Here is a 22175-nt window from a genome sequence, read left to right as displayed (position 1 = left end):
GATCAGGGTTATAGGCCAAAATGTGTGTATGGGTAGGGCGTGTCTGACCAGCCTGGTGTCACTGATTCACCGTGATCGTCCACCCCACCCTTTCTGGATCCCGTTGCCGTCCTCGATACTGAACGAGGTCCCGTACAACGAAGTCGTCTCACTCCGTCCCGAATCAGGGCGCACGAGTCTGCGTTCAGGCTTCTTCGCCCACGCTGACGGTGTGACGAGCTCCCACGGATCACTCGCAGCTTCTGTCTGCCGGTACAGCAACCAGTCGACTCCCCGACGAGCATGTTCGACCGGCAGTCCCCTGTGATGGCGCAGAAAGTCCTTGATGGCCTTGTTCGGCCCGCCCTCTAACGCGTTCGTTGTCTTCGCGATCACGAGCCCTTCCTCGGCCAGTTCGAGCCAGGTGAAGAGCTGATCGTCACGGATCAGGCCCGCAACGAGTTTCCACGCCCGGCGGGTCCGCAGATGCGTGTACCACCAGTGCTGTCCCGGTCGGACATACGAGGGCCTAGGGGCACCTGATTGAGCCGTGGTGCGGTGTTTGAGGAAGGCCTCCCATTTGGCTTCCCACCCGGCGAACTCGCCCGTCCAGGCGGCTGCCTGCTCGAGGGTGCTGACGTCGGTGAGCATCGTGTAGATCGCGAGGAGTTCCTTGTTCGCCGGCAGGTTCGGTCGTCTGGTGAGGTGCTTATTCGCGGCTTGCCGGACATGGAAGTGACACCGCTGGATGCGGGTGCCTGGCCACAATCGTTTGATCGTCGTTGTCAACGGCCCGTTGCCATCGACGATCGCGGCCACGCGGGCGGGGATGCGTCGAATGAGCGCGGTCCACGACGCGGTCTTTTCCTGGTCGCACCATTGCCAGTCGATGGCGTGTTTGCCGGTATGGGCGATGAGGACGCACCAGCCATTGAAATAGGTGCCATCGAGCATGATCTGGTCATGGACCTCGCCGGTGGCAGTGACGGTGGGAATCACGTTCCAGCACCATTGTGTTTGTCGCGTGAAGGTCCGTGTGCTCGTGGCGAACTCGCCCCTGGCGCGGGTGCTAGTCAGCCAAGATATGAAGCTGGTGAACTCGGCCTTCCTGCTGATATCGGTCCGAGATTGGGATGTTGAGGCCCCGCAGTGTTTGCACCGCCATCGGGTCCGGCCGGCAGTGGTCTGACCGTTCTTGACGAGCTTGTTTGCGCATACACCACATCGGGGGTGATTCCGGGGAACTGACACTGAACATGCTTCCAGAGCATGTTCAACCATGTCTTGGCCTACTGCCTACTGGGCAAGAGGCCTATCCTGTACACACAATCTGGCCTATAACCCTCTAACGTGGACTGAGGTATCGACCACTCGCTTGAAGCCTCAGCCTGGGAGTTTCGGCTGAAGCCATGATGCAAAGGAGCAGTCACATGAAACGTGGAACCCAAATCGCCGGTGCACGAGTGCTGATCACCAGGGCTGGCAGCGGAATCGGACGCTTGATGGCTCTGGATTCTGCAGCCCGTGGCGCCGCAGAGATTCTGATCTGGGACCTCTCGGAAGAACGCGGACAGAGCGTTCGCGATGAGATCGTGGCGACCGGATCGCACGCCCGTTCATTTGCCGTCAATGTGGGCGACTCCGACCAGGTGGCAGCCGCTGCCGAAGAATCCGGACCGGTCGATGTCGTCATCAACTGCGCGGGAATCGTCACCGGCAAGAAGCTGCTCGAAACCGACGAGGACGCGATCCGACGCGTCTACGACGTCAACACCCTCGCCCTGTACTGGGTGACACGCGCCTTCCTGCCCGGAATGCTCAAACGTGACCGCGGCACCATCGTCACCATTTCCAGCGCCGCGGGACTCACCGGGGTTGCCCGGCAGACCGACTACTCGGCAAGCAAGTTCGCGGCCGTGGGCTTCACCGAGTCTCTGCGCGCAGAGCTGCGGGCCGATGGCAGCAATGTGAGAACGCTCCTCGTCTGCCCCTTCTACATCAACACCGGCATGTTCGAAGGTGTGACCACCGAATTCCCCCGCCTGCTGCCCATTCTCGAGGAGACGGAGGTCGCGGACAAGGTCATCGACTCCGTCGAGTCCGGGCGTGAGCAGCTTGTCATGCCCCCGTTCGTTCGTTTGGTGCCAGGTGTGCGACTGCTGCCCACACGGGTCTTCGATCAGGTGATGGACTTCCTCGGCGTCAACAAGACCATGGATCACTTCACTGGCCGACGACCCGTGACTGCAGGGCCGGACACTGCCTCACCGGCCTCGGAGCGCAATGATGCCGACCCAGTCCGCGTTCGGCGCTGACACCGGACGCGACTTCCGGCCGGCACGAAGGCCTAGGTGGACAATGAGAGAAGGCGCATCGACACCAAGGTCGATGGGACACCGAGGCAGCTGAGAAGGAGGGCGTCATGGCCGTCACCGATCTGGTCCTCGAAGGCGGAGGAGCCAAACTTCCCGGCCTCGTCGGCGCGGTCAATGCCCTGAGCTCGGCCGAGTACTCCATCCACCGCATCGCGGGAACCTCGGCCGGCGCGGTCGTCGGAGCGCTGACCACCGCAGGCATCGCGCCGGAGAGGCTCATCGAGACGATCCTCAGCAAGGACTTCACCGACTTCGAAGACCTCAGCCCGGCCTTCCGTTTCGTGCCGTGGCTCGGCAAGATCCAGGGACTCCTGTTCCACAAGGGCATGTACCTCGGCACCGCCCTCCACGACTTCCTTGCCGACATCCTCGCCGCGCAGGGCATCCGCACCTGGGGAGACCTTCGCCTGCATGACCCCCACAGCGCACTGCCGCCGGAGCGGCAGTATCGCCTCGTGGTCATCGTCTCCGATGTCTCTCGCGGTCGCATGCTGCGACTGCCTTGGGACTACCAATCGGCGCTCGGTGTCGACCCGGATTCTCAGTCTGTCGCCGAGGCAGTCTGCGCCTCGGCCGCGACACCGTTCTTCTTCCGACCCCGATCTCTGCGAGCAGATCCGCGAATAGCCGGTGGCGCCACGCTGCTCGGGGCGGACGGCGGACTGCTGTCGAACTTCCCCGTCGACATCTTCGACCGGAGGGATCAACAGCCTGCACGCTGGCCCACCTTGGGTGTGATGCTTTCCGCCAGGACGAGGGCCGAAACCCAATGGCGGCCCAATGCGAACACCTACCAATATGGCCTCTCGCTCCTGTCGACCATGATCAACGCCCACGACCGGCGCCATATCGATGAGCCTTCTGTCACCGATCGAACGATCTTCGTCGACACTGCGTCCCAGAGCAGCACCGATTTCACCCTGACACGAGAGGACAAGCTCGATCTCATTCGCTCCGGGGAGACTGCAGCAAACGAGTTCCTCAGCGCATGGGACTGGCGGACGTGGAAGGAACGCTACGACCGCCGGTGATCGCAGCAGCGTTCACCCAATCCGGGCGAGCCAGGACACCTGCGCGCGGGCCCCTGCTCGTGCAACAATGTGGGCGTCGACAGACAGAAGCATCGACCACCACCGAAGGAGCGATCATGAGCGACAATCCCACCGATCCGACACAGCGGCCAGACGAACCCGAGATGGGGGCGCCTGTGATGGATGATCCCACTCTCGAAGAACCCACCGCCGACGAACTCGATGACCCGGAGCTCAACGCTGCCGAAGCCGAAGCCGATGACGTCGACACCGCCCTCGATGCCGACGTCGAATCCGATGCGGAAGCCTCCCCTCTCGTCGAGCCAGGGGCCGACGGCCCCGAGGGAACCGGCATCGAAGGGGCCGACGATGCTCTCCTCGAGAACTCGGGCGAGGACGACGAGCTCGATGCCCCTGACATCCCCGGTGAGTTCTCCACAGACTCCACCACCGCCGCAGAACTGGGCAACCGCCCCGGCGATGAGATGGTCTCCGACGACGAAGACGAGGCTGAAGTCGCCGAGCTCGCCGGCGATGACCTCGACGTCGACGCGCTCGCCGGCGATGACCTCGACGCGCTCGCTGATGGCGGCGAAGACTGAGCTGAGGCTAGTCGCCCAGCTCGGAGACCGTCCGGTAGGACAGCACGTTCGCTGTCTGCACCGGGCGGTCTCCGCTCAGCCCACTCAACGAGTGCAATGCCGCTGAGATCGCGGTTCGGTAGAGCAGCGAGCCGGTGCTGATCCTGGCCACCCCCACCTCGGCGAACTCATCGCGGAAGAAGCGCGGACTGGCCAGCACATTGACCGGGAGCGGACAGGCCTCGACGATCCGCCCGATAGTCTCCAGGTCAAGATCCCCGGGCACGAAGATCCCATCGGCCCCGGAATCGACATAGCGGTGCATCCGCTCAAGGGTGTCGCCGAGGTTGTCCTGCCCAGTCCAGTACGTGTCGATGCGCGCGTTGACGAACAGATCAGGAATCGCCCCCTTGATCGCGCTGACCTTGTCGGCGAGTGCCCCGGGCTCGACGAGCTGGCCGCGAGCGGAATCTTCGATGTTGATTCCGTCGACGTCGAAGCTGCCCTGCAGGGTCTCGACGACGGGACCCGGATCGTCGCTGTACCCGTCCTCGAAATCGCAGGTGAGCAGCGTTTCAGGCAAGGCCTGTGAGATGTTCCCGATCAAACCGGCCATGGCGGTCAGGGTTTCACGGTCCTCATCGGCGGCCCCGATGCCGGCTGCCACACCAAGGCTGGTCGTGCCGACGGCCGGGTGCCCCGCCTCGGCGAACAATCGGGCACTTGCGACGTCCCAGGCACAGGGCAGAAGGAACGGCTCCCCTGGCCGGTGCAGTTGGCGGAATGACTGGCGGCGGGAGGGCTGACGGTCGGAGGCAGGGATCTGATCGCTCATACCCCCATGTTAGGACGCCCACAGTTCAGGATGGACCGAATCGTGCTGAGTTCACTCTTCGTTCCAGGCCAAGGGGGTGCTGGCCAAGAGGGTGATGTTCGAGGGGGTGCTGGTCGAAGAGGTGGCTCAGGCGGCCGAGAGGGTTCTCTTGACCCCGACGATCGTCGCGAGCACCAGACCGAGGATTCCCGCAATGAAGGCGGGGGCGCCGTAGCCGCCCCAGATGGATATGGCGGTACCGACATAGGCAATGAGCAGTGACGCTGACACCCACACCATCATCCGTTCCGACTCCCGGAAGACCAGCTGAGAGTTCTCCTGAGTCACGACGACCGGGAAACTGAGAACCTGCGGCCTTGTCGACAACCAGGCCGTTGCGCAGATGAGGGCGCAGAGCAGACCGCCGATGACGAACACCGTCCAGCTCGGACCATAGCCATCAGCCTCGCCCGCAAGATTGAAATGAGTGGGAATCAGATCAGGCAGCAGCGGGTAGCTGGCAAGCAGTATTGCGGAAAGGACTGCGGTCGCGATCAGCGTCGCGCGTCGGATCCACCTGGTCACGGTTCCGGTCTCGAATGTCGTCGCATAGCTCTGCTGCCCCACCATGCGATGATCGTACCTCCTCTGCGCGGGCTCCTTTGGGCTCCGCCTCCCGCAGTGGCATAGGGTGGACAGCGATCACACGGGTAGCGGACGCTAAGGAGCAGTCATGCCAGACATGACGGTGGAGAACTCGGCGGCCGACCGCCTCGAGTCCGCACTGACGGGTCGTATCGACCGTCCGGCGATGGACACCATCGCCCATCTTGCGCACCAGGTGCCCCTGCCCGAGCTGACCCGTCTCGTCCACACCAGCACACCGCTGCAGTCGGCGGTCCTCTTCCGTATCCTGGACAAGGATGAGGCACTCGCCGTGTTCGAGAATCTTCCGCCGGGCTACCAGGCGGAACTCATCCAGAACCTCCGCGAACCAGAGGTCGCCCACATCGTCGAGGGCCTCGACCCCGACGACCGTGCCGAACTCTTCGGCGAACTCCCCGCCAACGTCGCCCGCCAACTGATGAGCGGCCTCGATGCCGAGGAACGCGAAATGACCACTGCAGTCCTCGGGTACCCGAAGGCTGCGATCGGCCGGTACATGTCCCCGGAGGTCCTCAGCCTCCACGAGGACTGGACCGCCGCCGAAGCGATGGAAGTCGTCCGGGCCCGCATCGACGGCCCCGAGACCGTCTACCTCCTCCCCGTCGTCGGCTACGGACGTGTCCTCTTGGGCGTTGTGTCCCTGCGCAATCTCATCGCTGCCGACGCCGAAGATCTCGTCGCGGACTTGGTGCGAGAATCGATCAGCACGCAGGCGCTGACCAACCGCGAGGTCGCCTCTCGCCTGTTCCTCTCCCACCGGCTCATTGCGATGCCCGTCGTAGACAAGGAGGACCGCCTCGTCGGGATCCTGACCATGGACGACGTCCTCGACATCGTCGACGAGGAGGACGCCGAGGACATCGCCCGCTCCAGCGGTTCCGAGCCGCTGGACCGGTCCTACCTCTCGTCCACCATCTTCCGGCTGGTCAAGAGCCGCATCGTCTGGCTGCTGGTCCTCGCACTGTCGGCGATCCTCACGGTCCAGGTCCTCGAGGTCTATGAGGACCGCCTCGACCAGGTCGTCATCCTCGCCCTCTTCATCCCTCTGCTCACCGGTACGGGAGGCAACACCGGCAACCAGGCCGCAACGACCGTGACCCGTGCGCTGGCCGTGGGAGAGGTGAGGATCCGCGACCTGGGGAGAGTCATCTGGCGCGAACTGCGCGTCGGGGCGATGCTGGGAGCCGTACTCGGCCTCTTGGGCTTCGTCGTCGCAGGCCTCGTCTACGGGTGGGCGATCGGCCTGGTCATCGGACTCACCCTGCTGTCGGTGTGCATCATGGCCGCAACCGTGGGCGGGCTGATGCCGATCATCGCGAAGAGAATCGGCGCCGACCCGGCGGTGTTCTCCAACCCATTCATCTCCACCTTCTGCGACGCCACCGGCCTGATCATCTACTTCACCATTGCGACGACGGTCCTGGGACTCAGCTGAGGGATGTCAGTCGCAGGGTGCTCAGCTCAGGCGGACCAGGCCGACCACAGCTGAGCATAACGGCCACCAGCCGCGACCAACTCCTCGTGAGTGCCCTCTTCGACGATCCGTCCGTGCGCCATGACGAGAACGCGGTCCGCGGTCTCGGCCTGGCTGAGACGGTGGGCGACAACGAGGGCCCCACGCCCGACCACTGCAGCACGGGCAGAGGCTTCGAGCACGTGAGCGCCGGCGGATCCGGCCTCGGCGCTCGCTTCGTCGAGGATCGCGAAGTCCGGATCTGCGAGCACCAGGCGAGCCAATGCAATCGACTGGTCCGCGACCGCGCTCAGGCGAATGCCGCCGTCACCAACCTCGGTATCCAGTCCTTCGGACAGTTCGCCGGCCCAGCCAGCCCCGACCCTGGTCAACGCCGCAGCGATCTGTTCGTCTGTGGCGTCCGGGACCGGCAGCGCCACATTCTCACGCAGGGTTCCACTGAAGGTGTGGACCTCCTGCGAGACCATGCTGATGTGTGAGCGCAGCACTGACTCCGGCAGCGCAGTCAGTTCCACTTCCCCCGCCGAGGCGGCTGTGCCCGAATCGAGTCCGGCCCACCCACACGAGGGCGCAGAGAGGCCCGCCGCGATCCGCGCGAGCGTCGACTTCCCTGCTCCCGTGGTGCCGACGACGGCGACAACTTCGCCCGGCTCGAGGCGCAGGCTCACACCCTTGAGGACATGATTACTCGACCCGGGATCCTCGTCGTAGGTGAACCACAGGTTCTCCAGCACGAGAGCAGGCCGGTTGATGCAAATGTCGCCCGACCGCCTCGGCGACGTCGATGCCTCGTCAATGACGCCGACCATACGAGTCAGCGAGGCTCCGGCGGATTGGATCTGGTCGAAGAGCCCGACCAGAGCACCGATGGGATTGAACAGACGGTGGAAGACAAGAGCCGCGGTAGTCACAGCACCGGCCGTGGTCTGGCCGGAGAAGACCAGCACGAATCCGGCGATGAGGAGCAGGGACAGGACGACAGCCTCGGCGCGGTTGTTGCGTGAGAAGGCGCGAGTGAGGAAACTGAACACTCCGATCGACAGGTCCCGGGCCTGCCCCGAGGCAGCATCGATGCGGTCCAGCTCCCCCGCCTCGGCGCGGTAGGCACGCAGGGTTCGGGCACCGGTGAGACCGCCGAGGAGGCGTCCGGCACGCCTGCCGAACGCGGCGCGCTCCTCCTTGTAGATCGGTTCCGACCTGGGCAGATACCAGCGCAGGGTGAGCCAATACATCGGTACTGCAACGAGACCCACGAGGCCCAGGCGCCAGTCGATCGCGGCCAGACCTATGGCAGAGACAATGACGATGAGAAGTGATTCGACGATGAGCGGCAGCACCTGCGCGGCGGCCTCGCTGATCTTGCGGGAATCATCGGCGACCCTGGAGACCAGATCACCTGTGCCCGTGGATTCGACGCGCTGCGATTGCAGGCTCAGTGCGGATTCGACGACCTGTGTGCGCAGGTCACCGACGATGGGCATCGCGATATGGGCCAGCGCCCACGCCCCGATCCAGGTGCCCAACGCCATGACCACACCGGCGATGGCCACAGCGATCGCGCACTCGATGACGACGTCTGAACCGGCCCCAGCTGGGAGCACATCAACGAGACGACCGATCGCCCATGGTCCGACGAGCCCGGCACCGGCGTTGGCGATCCCGGCGAGAACGAGCACGACGAGCCAGCTCCACCGTAAGCGAAGCAACGGGGCCAGATGCGCGAACGAGCGGCGTCTGGAGGCGATTGACAGGGTGGTCTGGTCGGTCGGCTCGGCAGATGCGCTCATCGGGTCACCGCGTTTCGGTAGGCCTCGGCGGATGCGCCAGCGGCGGGCTCGTCTGCGGCGGCGAGGAGCTCGGCGTGCTTCCCGCTGAGGACAGGACCGGTGTCAGGGACGAACACGACGGAGTCGGCTGCTGCGAGAAAGGCCGGAGAGCTGGTGAGAATGATCGTGGCAGCGTTCCCGCGTGAGCTGCGCAGATCCTGGACTCGGTCTGCTATGCGTGCTTCGGTGACGGCATCGACCGCGGTGGTCGGTTCGTGGAGGACGAGAACCTGAGGATCGGCATGGAGGGCGCGGGCCAGGGCCACTCTTTGGCGTTGCCCGCCGGACAGGTTGCCGCCGAGTTCTTGGATGCGGTGGTCGAGCCCGGTGTCGACGAGGCCAAGGAGCTCATCGACGCCCGAGGCGGTGAGCACCTCGGGTGCCACGGGAGCATCGCCTGCGCCGAGGATCATGGTGATATTGGAGCGGATCGTGCCTTCGAACAGGTCGACCGTGTGCGGCGAAACGAGCATCTGGCCCAGCCCGGTGCTGCGGGCATGGCCAGCCAGAGCCGTGATCAGCGCAGTCTCTGTCTCGGCTTGTTCGACGACGATGGCGGTCAGGGAGCCGAATTGGGTGGTGAAGTCGACCGTGCGCCCCTCCCCTGCCACCCAGCCCCGGACGCTGATCTTCTCGTCGTCGATGTCGATGGCTGGTGTGAGTGCGGTCGTCGGCGCTGCTCCGGCGCCATCGATGTCGGTCAGCAGCTGAGAGATCCGCTGGGCGGCTCCATGGGATTGGGCGAAGAGACCGACGATCTCGGCCAGGGCGCGCATCGGCTCGGTGAGGAACGCGGTCATGCCGAGGATGCCGATGAGTGCGCCGACGCTGAGCTGTCCGTCGATGAGGCGCAGACCGGCGACGATGAGGACGATCGCGAGCACGAGAGACATGACGAGGGCGCCGAGCCCCGCGAGCCGTCCGGTTCGCTCGCCTGTAGCGATGCCGGCTTGCGCGGCTTCATCTGAGGTGTGACGGTAACGGCTCACAGCCCAGGGTTCTCCGCCCATGGCCTTGATCACGCGCAGACCGTGCATGAGGTCCGAGGCTGATCTGCCGGCTCGCGCCACGGCTTCGAGCTGGGCGTTGGCCTTCGCAGACACCGAGCGGCCGGGCAGTGCCACGATGATCAGTCCGATGGGTACGGCGATGAGGACGGCGAGTCCGGTCACAGGGTCCGCGATGAGAAGGAAGACGGCGGCCGTGATCATGCCCAGCACCGAGGCGATGCCGCGTCCGGCCTGGGCGAAGGACTGTGCCGCCGTATCGGCATCGGCCGAGGCGATTGACAGGACTTCGCCGGAGGCGCGGTCCGGTGGCAGATTCGCCGAGGTGAGTGCGGCGTGGGTGATCTCGACGCGCAGAGCATGTGCTTCGTGTTCGCGGGCAGAATTGCAGAAACGGGCGCCGAATCGGTAGCCGAGGCTGAGCACGGTGAACAGCAGACCGATGCCGACGATGGAGACGATGAGTGCCGGGACGGACAGCGGGATGATCGCGACGTCGACGACGATGCCGATGGCGACCGGGACCAGCGCTTCGCAGACCTGCCACAGCGACATGGTGATGATGCCGGGGAGCAGGAGACCGAGACGCCGCCGAGCGGCTCTGCGGAGGAGCATCGAACCTGATGAGGGAGTCTGCGGCACGAAGGTTACCCTAACATTTTCTGGGGGGTCTACGATGGCGCCTATGACATCAGCAATCGAGTACAGCCTCCCCTCGATGACCGGTCGCACGGTCATCATCACCGGGGCGAACAGCGGAATCGGCCGAGTTGCCGCTCGGGTGCTGGCGGGCGGGGGCGCTCACGTCGTCCTGGCCGTGCGCAACCTCGACAAGGGCGAAGCGGCAGCAGCGACCATGCCGGGCAGCACCGACGTCCGCCTGCTCGACCTTGCTGACCTCGACTCGGTCCGGTCCTTCGCCGCCGGCTTCACGGGCCCGATCGACATCCTCATCAACAATGCGGGCATCATGGTCCCACCCCTGTCCCACACCATCGACGGATTCGAGTCCCAGTTCGGGACGAACCACCTCGGCCATTTCGCGCTCACCAATCTGCTGCTTCCGCAGATCCGCGACCGCGTCGTCACCCTCTCTTCCCTGGCCCACAAGTCGGGATACATCGAATTCGAGGATCTCGATTGGACGCGCAGACCCTACAAGCCGATGGCCGCCTACGGTCAGTCCAAACTCGCCAATCTGCTCTTCACCTCGGAGCTCCAACGTCGGCTCTCGGAGAAGTCATCGACGGTCATTGCGACCGCGGCGCATCCGGGGCTGGCGACGACGAACCTGTTCAAGGCCGGTGACGGCAATCGGCTGCGCGCAGCCGTCAGTCGGACCTGCATCGGACTGATCGGTCAGAACGAGCAGGAAGGCGCGCGCCCGACACTCTGCGCCGCAGTCGCCGACATCCCGGGCGACAGTTTCGTGGGACCGAAATCTCTGTTCGAGGTCCGCGGAGCACCGGGATTCGCCTCGCGAGCGCCAGGAGCCAAGAACGCCGAGGTGGCTCGTCGTCTGTGGACCGTGTCCGAAGAGCTGACTGAGGTGGTGTTCCCACTGTCGGCACCATGAGAACCCGCACAGTGACTGCCAGTACAGTGACGGCATGACAACGCTGCGCAATGTCCGACTCGTCGATGCTGAGCGTGACGGTTCTGCCGCGCCCGATTCCTGGCCCCGGGCCTCATCGACACCCATGTCCACCTCGGCGCTCGTGAGAGGCTGATCGGTGCCGTCCATGCGGGACTGACGACTCTCGTCGACCTCGGAACTCACCCGGATTCGCTTGTCGACGGGTTGCGCTCCGACGCCGAATTGCCTGCGATCCTCAGTGCCGGCTCAGCCGCCTCGGCGCCGGGCAGCACCCAGATCGAGATGATGGGATTCCCCGCCGAGTCCGCGGTCACGGGTCCGGCCGATGCCGACAGATTCCTCGACTGGCGAGTCGACAACGAAGCCGACCTCATCAAGATCATCATCGAAGATCCCGCTGCCACCGAGGTCCCGGCACTGAGCATCGAGACGCTGACCGCGCTGGTCGAGGGGGCACATGCGCGCGGTCTGCTGAGTGTCGCTCACGTCGTCACCGCCGCGGCCTTCGACCGCGGTCTCGACGCCGGCGTCGATGTCCTCACCCATGCCCCGCTCGACCGAGAGCTGGAACCTGGCACCCTCGAGCGGATGCGGGACCAGGGCACTGCTGTCTCCCCCACGCTCGTGATGATGCGGGCGATGGCCGACGCCCGCCTCGGCGATCATGCTGATGCCGCCTTTGCGGTCGCGCTCGACAATGTTCGCGCCATGCTCGATGCGGGGATCACGATCATCGCCGGCACCGACGCGAACGAAACCCCGTTCGCCCCGGTCCACCATGGACCCTCACTGCATGACGAACTCGACTACCTCATCACCGCCGGGATGACGAGCACCGAGGCGATCCGTTCGGCCACGTCCTCCCCCGCCGAGGTGTGGGTGGCGGGAGTCTCGCTACACCGGTCCTAGGTGTGGCAGTTCCAATACAGCTCTTACCTAAACGCCTGCTCACCCGTGATGTGACGGCCCAGAATCAGGGTGTGAACCTCGTCGGTGCCCTCGTAGGTGCGCACGGATTCGAGATTGTTCGCATGCCGCAGCGGTGAGTAGTCAAGGGTGATCCCGTTGCCGCCGAGCATCGTGCGCGCCTCGCGGCAGATCGCGATGGCCTCGCGGCAGTTGTTGAGTTTGCCCACCGAGATCTGAACTGGGTCGAGATTCCCCGCATCTTTGAGACGCCCTGTCTGCACAGCCACGAGAATCCCCTTCTGGATTTCGAGGACCATGTTGACGAGCTTCTCCTGCGAGATCTGATAACCGGCCAGCGGCTTGTCGAACTGGAGGCGCTCCTGCGAATATTTCAGCGCCACTTCGTAGGAGTCGCGGGCCGCGCCCATCGCTCCCCACATGATTCCGTAGCGGGCCTCGTTGAGGCAGGAGAACGGGCCTTTCAGCCCTTTGACTTCAGGCAGGACGGCCTCGGCCGGGAGGACAACCTCGTCGAGGGTGATGTCGCACTGGATCGAGGCGCGCATCGACAGCTTCTGCTCAATCGGGGTGGCGGTGAAACCGGCGGTGTCGGTGGGGACGAGGAAGCCGCGGATTCCGTCGTCGGTCGCAGCCCAGATGACGGCGACGTCAGCGATCGAGGCCAGCCCGATCCAGCGCTTGGCGCCGTTGAGCCTCCAGCTGCCGTCGTCGCCGCGCGTGGCAGTCGTGGCCATGGACGCAGGGTCGGATCCGGCGGTCGGTTCGGTCAGGCCGAAGCAGCCGATGATCTCGCCCTTGGCCATTCCCGGCAGGTACCGGTTCTTCTGGTCCTCGGATCCGAACTTGTGGATCGCGGACATCGCCAGCGATCCCTGGACCGAGACGAAGGTGCGCAGTCCGGAGTCACCAGCTTCGAGTTCGAGCGCGGCGATGCCGTATTCGACAGCGGATCGGCCGGGGCATCCGTAGCCATGCAGGTGCATGCCCAGCAGACCGAGGTCGCCCATCTCGCGCACGATCTCGACCGGAAATACCGCACCCTCGTACCAATCGGCGATGTTCGGGCGGATCCGTGCGTCGACGAAAGCACGGACCTTGTCGCGGAGTTCGATCTCGGTTTCGCTGAAGAGGCCATCGAGGTTGAGGAGGTCGGAGGGATTCGTCATGGTCATGTCATGCTCCAGCGGTTGTCGGGTCAGAGGTGATCGGGCGCTGCGGATGTCGTCCGTGGCTGCCGCGATTCCAACACTGCCATCTGGATTACCCAGAGTCCAAGAGATAATATCGAACATATTGATGCGTTTTTATTATCAGTGGAAAGTGATCGAGATGGATCTGCGCCATTTCTCAGCCTTCATCGCCGTGGCACAAGAGCTCCACTTCGGGCGTGCTGCTGAGAAGCTCCACATCGCCCAGCCGGCCCTCAGCCAGATGATCCGCTCACTCGAGGCTGAGCTTGATGCGCCCCTATTCGAGCGGACCACCCGGCGAGTCAGGCTCACCCCCTCGGGCGAAGCCCTGCTCGAACCGGCTCACGCGATCCGAGATCAGGTCGAGGGAGCCCGTCGAATCGCCCGTTCGGCGCAGGAAGGAATTGTTGGGCGAGTGCGCATCGGCTTCGGCGGCACGAGCGGCTATTCGATCCTGTCACTGCTCGCACGAGAAGTGGCCGAGAGACAACCGGGAATCGAACTTGAGCTGCATCCTCAGATGTACTGCGGAGAAGCCGCTCTCGCGCTGCGCGACGGGGTCGCAGATCTGGCTGTTATCTCACCCCCAGCGTCGGCAGGCATCGCCGTCCACGTCATCCGGCAGGAGAGGGTCATGGTCGCGGTTCCCACCCGCCACGAACTCGCCGGTCGGGACTCTGTGTCCATGGCGGACCTGGAAGAGCAGCCGTTCATCACCTATGCGCCCTCACATGGTTCGCAGGTGCGCGAGGCGATGATGCGGCTGGCCGACCAGGCCGGCTTCCTCCCGCGCATCGCGCAGGAGGCACCGGACCCGTACAGTCTGCTCGCACTCGTCGGCGCTCAGGTCGGGATCTCGATCGTCGTCGAGTCCTCGAACCATATCCGCATCGACGGAGTCACCTATGTTCGGCTCGCCGAGGGTGGAGACGCGTTCACCCTGGCACTCGGCTGGCGCCGCAACAATCCCTCGAAGGCCCTGACCCGAGTCGTCGAGATCGTGCAGGAGATCCTGCCCGAGGCGGTGCCGCCGGAAGCGGAGTGACGTGCCGGCGCCGCGTGCCTCGTGAAAGACTGAGGACATGACGGCTTCTCGGGACTATCGGAATTACGCAGCGAAGATGCACGCGTATGCATCCACGGACACCGATATGGAAGTCGATGTTCGCTTCGTTGATATGATCGCCGCCAGATCCTCGCACATTCTCGACATCGGGTGCGGCATCGGAAACGCCGTCAACGGGCTTCGCTCCCGAAACCATCAGGCATTCGGCATTGACCCCACGCCTGAGGTGCTCCATGTTGCCCACGACCTCTTCGATTCGACGTGGTTCCGCTCGATGCGCGCAACAGATGCCTCTGCACAGGCATTGTCAGCAGAAGGTCTTCCGGCGAAATACGACGTCATTCTCATGTCCGGAAACGTCCCGGCATTCCTCACAGCGGACGAGCTGGCGGAGACCTTCAACCGGGCGAAGGACCTTCTGGCGCCAGGGGGCTATCTCATCATCGGAACAAGCACTCATGCTCGAGGAGGCCCCGCGGACCAAGACGCATGCGCGTCGGTGACCGGACTTCATTTGAAGCACCGATACGCCGACTGGCATCTGGGACAATTCCGCAGTGAGTGCCTGTGGTCCGTCAGCGTCTATTCACACTCTGGTTCGCGGCCACCTGCCGACGGGCCTGATGGGATCTTCATCCTCGGCCACTGATCCTCCCCGACGGCACCGAGGTTGTGAATGCGGCCCTCGGGTCGGGGAGGTTCAGGTGAGGGGAGCCGTTATCACCAGCTGATCACATGCGGAACGCTGACGTGCTTGAGGCCTTCGAGGCCGAACTCGAGTCCGAACCCGGACTTCTTCACCCCGCCGAACGGAATGCGCGGATCCACGGCACCGTGTTTGTTGATCCACGTCGAACCCGCCTCCAGGCGGGCCGCGACCTTCTTGCACTCCTCGAGGTCGCTGCCCCAGACAGAGGACCCGAGCCCGACTTCGAGCTCATTGGCCCAGCCGATGGCCTGTTCCAGATCCGTGTATTTGATGATCGGCAGCACCGGACCGAACTGCTCCTCGGCGACCAGCAGGTTGTCGTTGTCGATGTCGGCAACCAGCGTCGTCGGGTAGAAGTAGCCGGGCTGGTCAGCCACAGGATCGCCGCCCATGAGCACACGGGCTCCCCCGTCTTTGGCCGCCTGGACGAGTTTGGCGACGATGTCATACTGCTGCTTGTTCTGCAGGGGACCCAGCACGTTCTCCTCTTCCAGCCCCACGCCCATCGGCGACTGGGAAGCCACCCCGACGAGAGCCTCGCAGACCTGGTCATACAGCGACTCAGGCACGTAGAGGCGCTTCATCGCCGCACAGGTCTGACCGGTGTTGATGAACGCACCCCAGAACAGGTCACCGGCGATCGCCGCCGGATCGGCATCCTCGAGCACGATGCCCGCGTCATTGCCGCCCAGTTCCAAGGTCAGCCGTGCCAGAGTGTCCGCGGCCGAACGCATGATGGCCTGACCGGTTTTGGTCGACCCTGTGAACATGATTTTGTCGACATCCGCATGTGAAGTCAGAGCCGCACCGACCTCGCCGCTGCCGGGGACCACGCTCAGGACGTCCGCGGGCAGCACCTGATTGACCACAGCCACCAGTGCCTGCACAGATAGCGGCGTGTATTCGGACGGTTTGAGAACGACCGTGTTGCCCATCTTCAGCGAGGGCGCGAACTGCCACACAGAGATCATCATCGGCCAGTTCCAAGGCCCCACAGCACCGACGACGCCGACGGGTCCGTAGTGGAGTTCGGCGTGGGTCTCTCCGTCATCGACGAGGACCTCGGGCTCGAGCTCGAAAGCGGCATTGGCCCGCAGCCACGCGGCACAGGCGCCGACCTCGAAGCGGGCATTGGGCCCGTTGAGCGGCTTGCCCTGCTCCCTTGAGAGCAGTTCGGCCAGCGCCTCGGCTGAGGCCTCGACGGCATCGGCCGCCTGGTTGAGCAGTTCGCTGCGCTCCTGCGATGTCCGTGCGGCCCAGTCCGCCTGGACCTTGCCCGCGGCAGCAACTGCGGTGTCGATATCGGCAACGCTGCCTTCACGGGTACGACCGACGACCTCGCCGGTGGCGGGGTCGAGCAGTTCGCGGCCGTTGGGGTCCTCGATGGACGACAGCAGTCCTGCGAAAGTGGTGAGGTCGGTGTTCATGATTCTCCTTTATCTGAGGTGGAACGGGTGATCGAGAGGTGGGTGGTGTTCATGGAGTGCTCGAGTGGCAGCCTCATCCCAGGCTTCCACCTGTGCCGATGCCGGCATAGAGCTGTGGGCGCCTCGACCGGAGGACGAAGGCCCAGACAGTGCCGATGATGCCGGGCACGAGGACGATGGCAGGCAGCAGCCAGGAGAGCACCGAGGTGCCTTCCAAGCCGATGAGGACATTGAAGTTGATGACGATGGAGACAAAGAGCGCAAACAGTCCGATGGCGGAGAGCCCAGGGGCGATCACCCTGGTCCACAGCGAGTATTCGTGCTTATGGGAGCGCAGGAACCCGATCACGGCGAGCGCAGTCAGCCCCATGAGGAGGACGAGCCCGAATGCCCCCATGTTCGTCAGCCAGGTGAACAGGGTGACGACGGGGAAGAGCGGATCGTCGCTGCCGGAACCGACGGCCGCGAAGACGAGGATGACGATGAGTCCCAGCCCCGATTGGGTCAGGGAACCAGCGACGGGTGCACCTGTGCGGCGTGAGGTTCTGGCCAGAAGGGTCGGCAGGACCCGGTCACGTCCGAGTGCGAAGAAGTAGCGGGCCACGATGTTGTGGAATGCCACCAGAGCCGCGATCAGCGAGGTGAGGAAGAGCAGGTTGGCCAGGTCGACGAACCACACCGGCATATGTTCACCGAGGAAGACGAACATCAGGTCGGGACCGAACTCCTGGGACCGTCCCACAACGTTCGAAGCTCCCTCTGCCATGGTCATGGCCCAGGCGGAGAACGCGTAGAAGACGGCGATGATGCTCACCGCAATGATCGTTGCTCGACCAGCCGTGCGCTTGGGGTCCTTGACCTCTTCGTTGTAGATCGCGCCTGATTCGAAGCCCATGAATGCAGCGATCGAAAAGGCCAGTGCGGCACCGACTCCCGGAGCGAAGAGCTGATCCGGCAGCATCCCGTCTGCAGTGATGCCTTCGGGGCTGTGGGCGAATCCGATGATGTCGAAGACGATGACGACGAGGAACTCTGTGCCGACGATGACGCCGAGGACCTTGGCGGAGAAGTCAACCCGGCTCACCCCCATGAGCCCGACGATCACCCAGGCGATGAGTGCGCAGATCCACCAGCTCAGCTGCAGACCGAACAGCGAATCGAGGAAGGAGGAGAAGACGAAGCCGAACATTCCGGCGATGCCGATCTGCATCGAGTTGTAGGCGACCAAGGCCGTGAGTGCGGCTCCCATGCCCACTGGCTTTCCCAACCCTTTGGAGATATAGGCGAAGAAGGCGCCCGCATTGTGCACGTGCCGGCTCATCGCCGCATACCCGATGGCGAACAGGATGAGGATGATGCCGAGGACGACGAACGACAGCGGAATTCCCAACAGCCCGGTGACCGCGAAGTTGCTGGGCACGCCGCCGGCGACCACGGTCAGGGGCGCCGAGGCGGCAATGATCATGAAGACAAGGGCGACGGTGCCGATGCGACGCGATTCCAGGCCCGCGCCTGCTTGCAGTGTTGTTCCCGCAGTGTGCGGTTGTGCGCTTTTCACATCCATGTGATCCACCTAACGAATTGACTGTAACGTCAGGCTCTCGCGTCAGGGGCGGCCCTGTCTTGGCTCTGGGGGCAGGAGTCTTGACTTTCGGTGCAGTCAGCTCAGCGAGCTGCGACGGAATGCGGCCGGGGGCGACCCTACGACGCTGCGGAAGAGTCGGGAGAAGTGGGCAGGATCGCTCAGGCCCCACCGGGCTCCGATCGCGGCGACCGGCACCTGAGACTGCTGGGCATCAGCGAGGTCTTGGCGGCAGCGATCGATCCGGCGCCGACGAATCTCGCCGGAGACCGTTTCACCGCTGCCTTCGAATACCTGGTGCAGGGCACGCACCGACACGAAGTGTGCGGCGGCGATCGTCGAGGGTGAGAGCTGCGGGTCGGCGAGATTGGCATCGATGAACCGGGTCACCTCCGACCAGAGGTGCTGCCTCTCCCCCGGTGGCTCCGCAGTCTCCGCGAGCTCATCGGCCATGACGGTGGTGAGCAGGTCGACGACATTGCCCGCCAACCTGATCCCGACCGATCGGCTCAGTGTGGGCAGCATGGCCCCGGCCTGAGTGATGATCTGGGTGGCCACGGCTCCGAGCTGATGCTCGGCGCCGATCGAGGTGGCAGTGAGCTGGCCGACGGTGCCGGTGGGCAGATTGACTCGCGACTGCGGAAACATCATGACGTAGGACGAGAAGTCGCAGTCGAAGCTCAGGGTATAGGGACGAGAGGTGTCATAGATCGCCAAAGATCCGGGTGCCAGTGACACTTCTCGACCGTCTTGGATGAGCAACCCGTGCCCTTTGAGCTGGAGCGAGACCTTGTAGTAGCTGCTCGGGCTCAGGGCCGAGCCATGGGCCTTCGCGTCGCGGGCGATGAGATTCGGTGTTCGCAGCACCGCGTGAGGGTTGGCGCTGATATGGGACATGACGACGGAATCGTAGTCGCGGGCGCTGATCGCTCCGCGGAAGCCGCCGCGGCGCTGGGGTTCGGTGTCCAGCGGCACGAATGAGTCCGAGACGAGCGCTTGCCACCCGTCGAAGTCTGAGGCTGTGCTCTCAAGTAACATCTTCGTCCTTCTCAGAAGCAACCGATCGTCGACCTCTGTGTCGGCGATCGCTTGGCGCTCACTCTATCCTCAACCAGTCAGGGAGTCACGGGTGTTTGCGGATTTACCGACCGAATGGTCATCATTGACTGACATTCGGGCAATCACATAGTCGAGCTGGCCGCGGAAACCGGCGAAGTCGAACGATTCGCCACCGATGATCGCGGTGGTCTGAGCACCGAGCAGATACGTGAGAAGAACATCGGCGGCGGGCTCCAGCACCACCTCGGCGGCCAATTCTCCAGCGCCTTCGGCCTGGCGAAGCCAGTCGAGAATCCACCTCCGCCACATGGCCACGGTGTCCCGGGTGGTACGAGCATGGTCGGGACTCTGCGCCACCTCAGCGAAGAAGGACAGGACCACCCTGGCCTCATCGTGGAGGTCGGGGGTGACCGGGAGGACCTCGTGGGCGAAGGCACGCAATGCCGCAATTCCCCGCAAGTGCGCAGTGGAGAGTTCGACACGACGATTCGTAGCCTCGTAGACGAAGAGGTATGTGGCGGCGAGCAGATCCGATTTTGAGGCGAAGTAGGACTTGATCGCACCATTGGCGTATCCGGCTTCGGCAGCGATATCGCGCATCGTCGCCCCGGCCAGCCCCTGGCGGACAACGATGCGCAGGGTCGCTTCGACGAGCTCGCGACGGCGCTGATCGTGGTCGACGATCTTGGGCATGCATCCTCCGGTTCGCCTCAACGGCCACTCTTGACTTTAATTTCTACAAGTGTAGATTATTGCGTGAGTCAGAACACATATACAACGTTGCAAAGGTGCACACATGTCCTGCCATTCTGCTTCTGCCGACCCCTCCGCCCCGAGCGCCCCCACCCCATTCACACTGCCCACCGAGGCAGAGATCGCGACCGTCACCACGGTGTTGCGCGAGGCCGGCCACTTTCCCGCCGAGGCGCGCATGACCTACGTCGGCCTGCTCGATCCCGTCCGTGGCCAGGCCCAGCATGCCGTCGAGGTGGATCGTCGTTTCCGTGCCTTCGTCCTCAACAAATCCGCTGGCACAGCCCTCGATATCATCGTCTCCGCGACCCATTCGAGGCTCGATTCCATCGCCGAGGTGGACTCCACCACGCAGGGTGAGTTCCCTGTCATGGAAGAGGAGTTCGAGCTCGTCGAGGAGGTTCTGGCTGCCGATCCCAAGTGGCAGGAGAGCCTTGCTCGTCGCGGTCTGCCCGTCGAACAGGTTCGGGTGGCTCCCCTATCGGCCGGTGTCTTCGAGTACCAGGAGGAGTCGGGGCGGCGCATCCTGCGCGGGCTTGCCTTCCACCAGCAGCACGAGAGTGATTCCGCCTGGGCCCACCCGATCGACGGCCTCGTCGCCTATGTCGATGTCACGAACAGAACCGTCGATCAGATCCTCGACCTCGAAGACATCCCGGTGCCGTCTGAGCACGGCAACTACACCGATCCTCAACTGACCGGTCCGGTGCGCACCACGCAGAAGCCGATCGAGATCACCCAGCCGGAAGGTCCGAGCTTCACCGTGTCCGAGGGCAATCACATCGAATGGGAGAAGTGGTCGCTCGACGTCGGCTTCGACATGCGTGAAGGCCTCATCCTGCACAACATCGCCTTCACCGAGGGCGAGGCCACCCGCACGATCCTCGACCGGGCGGCGATCGCGGAGATGGTCGTGCCCTACGGCGACCCTTCACCCGTGCGGTCCTGGCAGAACTACTTCGACACCGGCGAATACCTCGTCGGGCAATGGGCGAACTCGCTGGAACTGGGGTGTGACTGCCTCGGTGACATCACCTACCTGTCGCCGTGGGTGGCGAACAACCTCGGCGAAGCGCGGCAGATCAAGAACGGCATCTGCATGCATGAAGAGGACGCCTCGATCCTGGCCAAGCATTCGGATCTGTGGTCGGATGTGGCCTATACACGGCGCAATCGTCGTTTCGTGATCTCCTTCTTCACCACCGTCGGCAACTACGACTACGGCTTCTACTGGTACCTCTACCTCGACGGTACGATCGAGTTCGAGGCGAAGGCGACCGGTGTCGTCTTCACCTCGGCGCTGCCGAACGGCTCGAGTGACTTCGCCTCGCAGATCGCTCCCGGCCTGGGCGCACCGTTCCATCAGCATCTCTTCGGGGCACGCCTCGACTTCGCACTCGACGGCGGCAAGTGCCGCGTCGAGGAAGAGGACGTCGTGCGCCTGCCGACCTCGGAGACCAACCCGCGCGGCAACGCCTTCAGCCGAAAGCGCACCATTCTCGGCACTGAGCAGCAGGCTCAGCGGGATGCGGACCAGTCGGTGGCCAGGACCTGGGTGGTGTCCAACCCGGAGTCTCTCAACCGCCTCGGCGAACCCGTCGGATACAAGCTCCATCCAACGGGACTGCCGACTCTGCTCGCGGCAGAGGACTCTTCGATCCACCGTCGGGCAGCGTTTGCGTCGAAGGCGCTGTGGGTCTCGCAGTATCACCAGGACGAGCGCTACCCGACCGGTGATTTCCCGAACCAGCACCCCGGGCATGCGGGTCTGCCGGCGTGGACTGCCGCCGATCGCAACATCGACGGTGAGGACATCGTCCTGTGGCACAGCTTCGGCCTCACGCACTTCCCGCGGGTCGAGGACTGGCCGATCATGCCTGTGGACACGGTCGGATTCAAGCTGCGGCCGGAAGGATTCTTCGACCGCTCCCCCGTCCTCGATGTCCCGGCACCGGCGTCGGGAGGGCACGGAGACTGCTGCGAGGAATGAGACGCCTCGGCAGCGAAGGCAGGCTCTCGCCGAAGTACTGATACAACTGGTAGCAGAACGCAACCGCCCAGTCTGATCAGGAGCACTCGCATGACGGCCCTTTCCCTCGAGACGCACGG

General features: G+C 64.1%; 19 protein-coding genes. 9 read left to right on the top strand and 10 right to left on the bottom strand.

The features are described 5' to 3' along the window. Nucleotides 1-66: 66 nt before the first annotated feature. Nucleotides 67-1260 carry an IS1249 family transposase gene (locus tag AAFP32_RS02865; protein WP_350270567.1) on the bottom strand — a complete coding sequence of 398 codons (1194 nt, stop codon included), beginning with the start codon at nucleotides 1258-1260 and terminating at the stop codon, nucleotides 67-69. Between the two features lie 149 nt (nucleotides 1261-1409). Here AAFP32_RS02865 and AAFP32_RS02860 point away from each other — a divergent pair, with 149 nt between their 5' ends. The 3 genes from AAFP32_RS02860 (at nucleotide 1410) to AAFP32_RS02850 (ending at nucleotide 3987) form a co-directional block, all read left to right on the top strand. Further along, on the top strand, nucleotides 1410-2294 hold the full coding sequence (locus AAFP32_RS02860; RefSeq protein ID WP_350270566.1) for an SDR family oxidoreductase: 885 nt from the start codon (nucleotides 1410-1412) through the stop codon (nucleotides 2292-2294). Nucleotides 2295-2401: 107 nt separating this feature from the next. Then, nucleotides 2402-3385, top strand: coding sequence for a patatin-like phospholipase family protein (locus AAFP32_RS02855; RefSeq protein ID WP_350270565.1), 984 nt, complete (start codon nucleotides 2402-2404; stop codon nucleotides 3383-3385). A gap of 116 nt (nucleotides 3386-3501) precedes the next feature. Next, nucleotides 3502-3987 carry a hypothetical protein gene (locus tag AAFP32_RS02850; protein WP_350270564.1) on the top strand — a complete coding sequence of 162 codons (486 nt, stop codon included), beginning with the start codon at nucleotides 3502-3504 and terminating at the stop codon, nucleotides 3985-3987. A 7-nt stretch (nucleotides 3988-3994) separates the two neighbouring features. On the opposite strand, the gene AAFP32_RS02845 is transcribed toward AAFP32_RS02850, so the two are convergent. Both AAFP32_RS02845 and AAFP32_RS02840 read right to left on the bottom strand, forming a co-directional pair. After that, complete coding sequence (locus AAFP32_RS02845) at nucleotides 3995-4801, bottom strand: isocitrate lyase/phosphoenolpyruvate mutase family protein (protein ID WP_350270563.1); 807 nt, start codon at nucleotides 4799-4801, stop codon at nucleotides 3995-3997. A gap of 126 nt (nucleotides 4802-4927) precedes the next feature. After that, nucleotides 4928-5410 (bottom strand): DUF1648 domain-containing protein, encoded by a 483-nt coding sequence (locus tag AAFP32_RS02840; RefSeq protein ID WP_350270562.1) that lies wholly within the window; start codon nucleotides 5408-5410, stop codon nucleotides 4928-4930. Between the two features lie 103 nt (nucleotides 5411-5513). Between AAFP32_RS02840 and mgtE the strand changes: the two genes are divergently transcribed. Next, nucleotides 5514-6881, top strand: coding sequence for a magnesium transporter (gene mgtE, locus AAFP32_RS02835; RefSeq protein WP_350270561.1), 1368 nt, complete (start codon nucleotides 5514-5516; stop codon nucleotides 6879-6881). A gap of 26 nt (nucleotides 6882-6907) precedes the next feature. On the opposite strand, the gene AAFP32_RS02830 is transcribed toward mgtE, so the two are convergent. Together AAFP32_RS02830 and AAFP32_RS02825 are read right to left on the bottom strand one after the other, a co-directional pair. Then, nucleotides 6908-8707 (bottom strand): ABC transporter ATP-binding protein, encoded by a 1800-nt coding sequence (locus tag AAFP32_RS02830; protein ID WP_350270560.1) that lies wholly within the window; start codon nucleotides 8705-8707, stop codon nucleotides 6908-6910. After that, nucleotides 8704-10395, bottom strand: coding sequence for an ABC transporter ATP-binding protein (locus AAFP32_RS02825; protein ID WP_350270559.1), 1692 nt, complete (start codon nucleotides 10393-10395; stop codon nucleotides 8704-8706). The genes AAFP32_RS02830 and AAFP32_RS02825 overlap by 4 nt, the downstream gene beginning before the upstream one ends. A 43-nt stretch (nucleotides 10396-10438) precedes the next feature. Here AAFP32_RS02825 and AAFP32_RS02820 point away from each other — a divergent pair, with 43 nt between their 5' ends. Both AAFP32_RS02820 and AAFP32_RS02815 read left to right on the top strand, forming a co-directional pair. Then, nucleotides 10439-11329: an oxidoreductase gene (locus AAFP32_RS02820; protein WP_350270558.1), complete on the top strand. Its 891-nt coding sequence runs from the start codon at nucleotides 10439-10441 to the stop codon at nucleotides 11327-11329. Between the two features lie 99 nt (nucleotides 11330-11428). Further along, entirely contained in the window at nucleotides 11429-12259 is an 831-nt protein-coding gene (locus AAFP32_RS02815; RefSeq protein ID WP_350271443.1) for an amidohydrolase family protein, read from the top strand. Between the two features lie 23 nt (nucleotides 12260-12282). Here AAFP32_RS02815 and AAFP32_RS02810 read toward each other — a convergent pair whose 3' ends face one another. Next, the gene (locus AAFP32_RS02810; protein WP_350271442.1) at nucleotides 12283-13446 is read right to left on the bottom strand and encodes an acyl-CoA dehydrogenase family protein; all 1164 of its coding nucleotides are present in this window, start codon (nucleotides 13444-13446) and stop codon (nucleotides 12283-12285) included. A 163-nt stretch (nucleotides 13447-13609) separates the two neighbouring features. Between AAFP32_RS02810 and AAFP32_RS02805 the strand changes: the two genes are divergently transcribed. Together AAFP32_RS02805 and AAFP32_RS02800 are read left to right on the top strand one after the other, a co-directional pair. Further along, nucleotides 13610-14515: a LysR family transcriptional regulator gene (locus AAFP32_RS02805; RefSeq protein ID WP_350271441.1), complete on the top strand. Its 906-nt coding sequence runs from the start codon at nucleotides 13610-13612 to the stop codon at nucleotides 14513-14515. Nucleotides 14516-14552: 37 nt separating this feature from the next. Further along, nucleotides 14553-15185, top strand: a complete 633-nt coding sequence (locus tag AAFP32_RS02800) for a class I SAM-dependent methyltransferase (protein WP_350270557.1) — start codon at nucleotides 14553-14555, stop codon at nucleotides 15183-15185. A gap of 71 nt (nucleotides 15186-15256) precedes the next feature. On the opposite strand, the gene AAFP32_RS02795 is transcribed toward AAFP32_RS02800, so the two are convergent. The 4 genes from AAFP32_RS02795 to AAFP32_RS02780 all read right to left on the bottom strand — a co-directional run bounded on the left by AAFP32_RS02795 (nucleotide 15257) and on the right by AAFP32_RS02780 (nucleotide 20006). Continuing rightward, nucleotides 15257-16672 (bottom strand): aldehyde dehydrogenase family protein, encoded by a 1416-nt coding sequence (locus AAFP32_RS02795; RefSeq protein WP_350270556.1) that lies wholly within the window; start codon nucleotides 16670-16672, stop codon nucleotides 15257-15259. A gap of 73 nt (nucleotides 16673-16745) precedes the next feature. Next, nucleotides 16746-18236 carry an APC family permease gene (locus AAFP32_RS02790; protein ID WP_350270555.1) on the bottom strand — a complete coding sequence of 497 codons (1491 nt, stop codon included), beginning with the start codon at nucleotides 18234-18236 and terminating at the stop codon, nucleotides 16746-16748. A gap of 96 nt (nucleotides 18237-18332) precedes the next feature. Continuing rightward, the gene (locus AAFP32_RS02785; protein WP_350270554.1) at nucleotides 18333-19292 is read right to left on the bottom strand and encodes a helix-turn-helix domain-containing protein; all 960 of its coding nucleotides are present in this window, start codon (nucleotides 19290-19292) and stop codon (nucleotides 18333-18335) included. A 69-nt stretch (nucleotides 19293-19361) separates the two neighbouring features. Beyond that, nucleotides 19362-20006: a TetR/AcrR family transcriptional regulator gene (locus tag AAFP32_RS02780; protein WP_350270553.1), complete on the bottom strand. Its 645-nt coding sequence runs from the start codon at nucleotides 20004-20006 to the stop codon at nucleotides 19362-19364. Nucleotides 20007-20109: 103 nt separating this feature from the next. Between AAFP32_RS02780 and AAFP32_RS02775 the strand changes: the two genes are divergently transcribed. Then, on the top strand, nucleotides 20110-22056 hold the full coding sequence (locus AAFP32_RS02775) for a primary-amine oxidase (protein WP_350270552.1): 1947 nt from the start codon (nucleotides 20110-20112) through the stop codon (nucleotides 22054-22056). The last annotated feature ends 119 nt before the right edge of the window (nucleotides 22057-22175 follow it).

It is taken from the genome of Brevibacterium sp. CBA3109 (assembly GCF_040256645.1).
Lineage (GTDB): Bacteria > Actinomycetota > Actinomycetes > Actinomycetales > Brevibacteriaceae > Brevibacterium > Brevibacterium koreense.
This window is presented reverse-complemented; position numbering and strand designations above follow the sequence as displayed.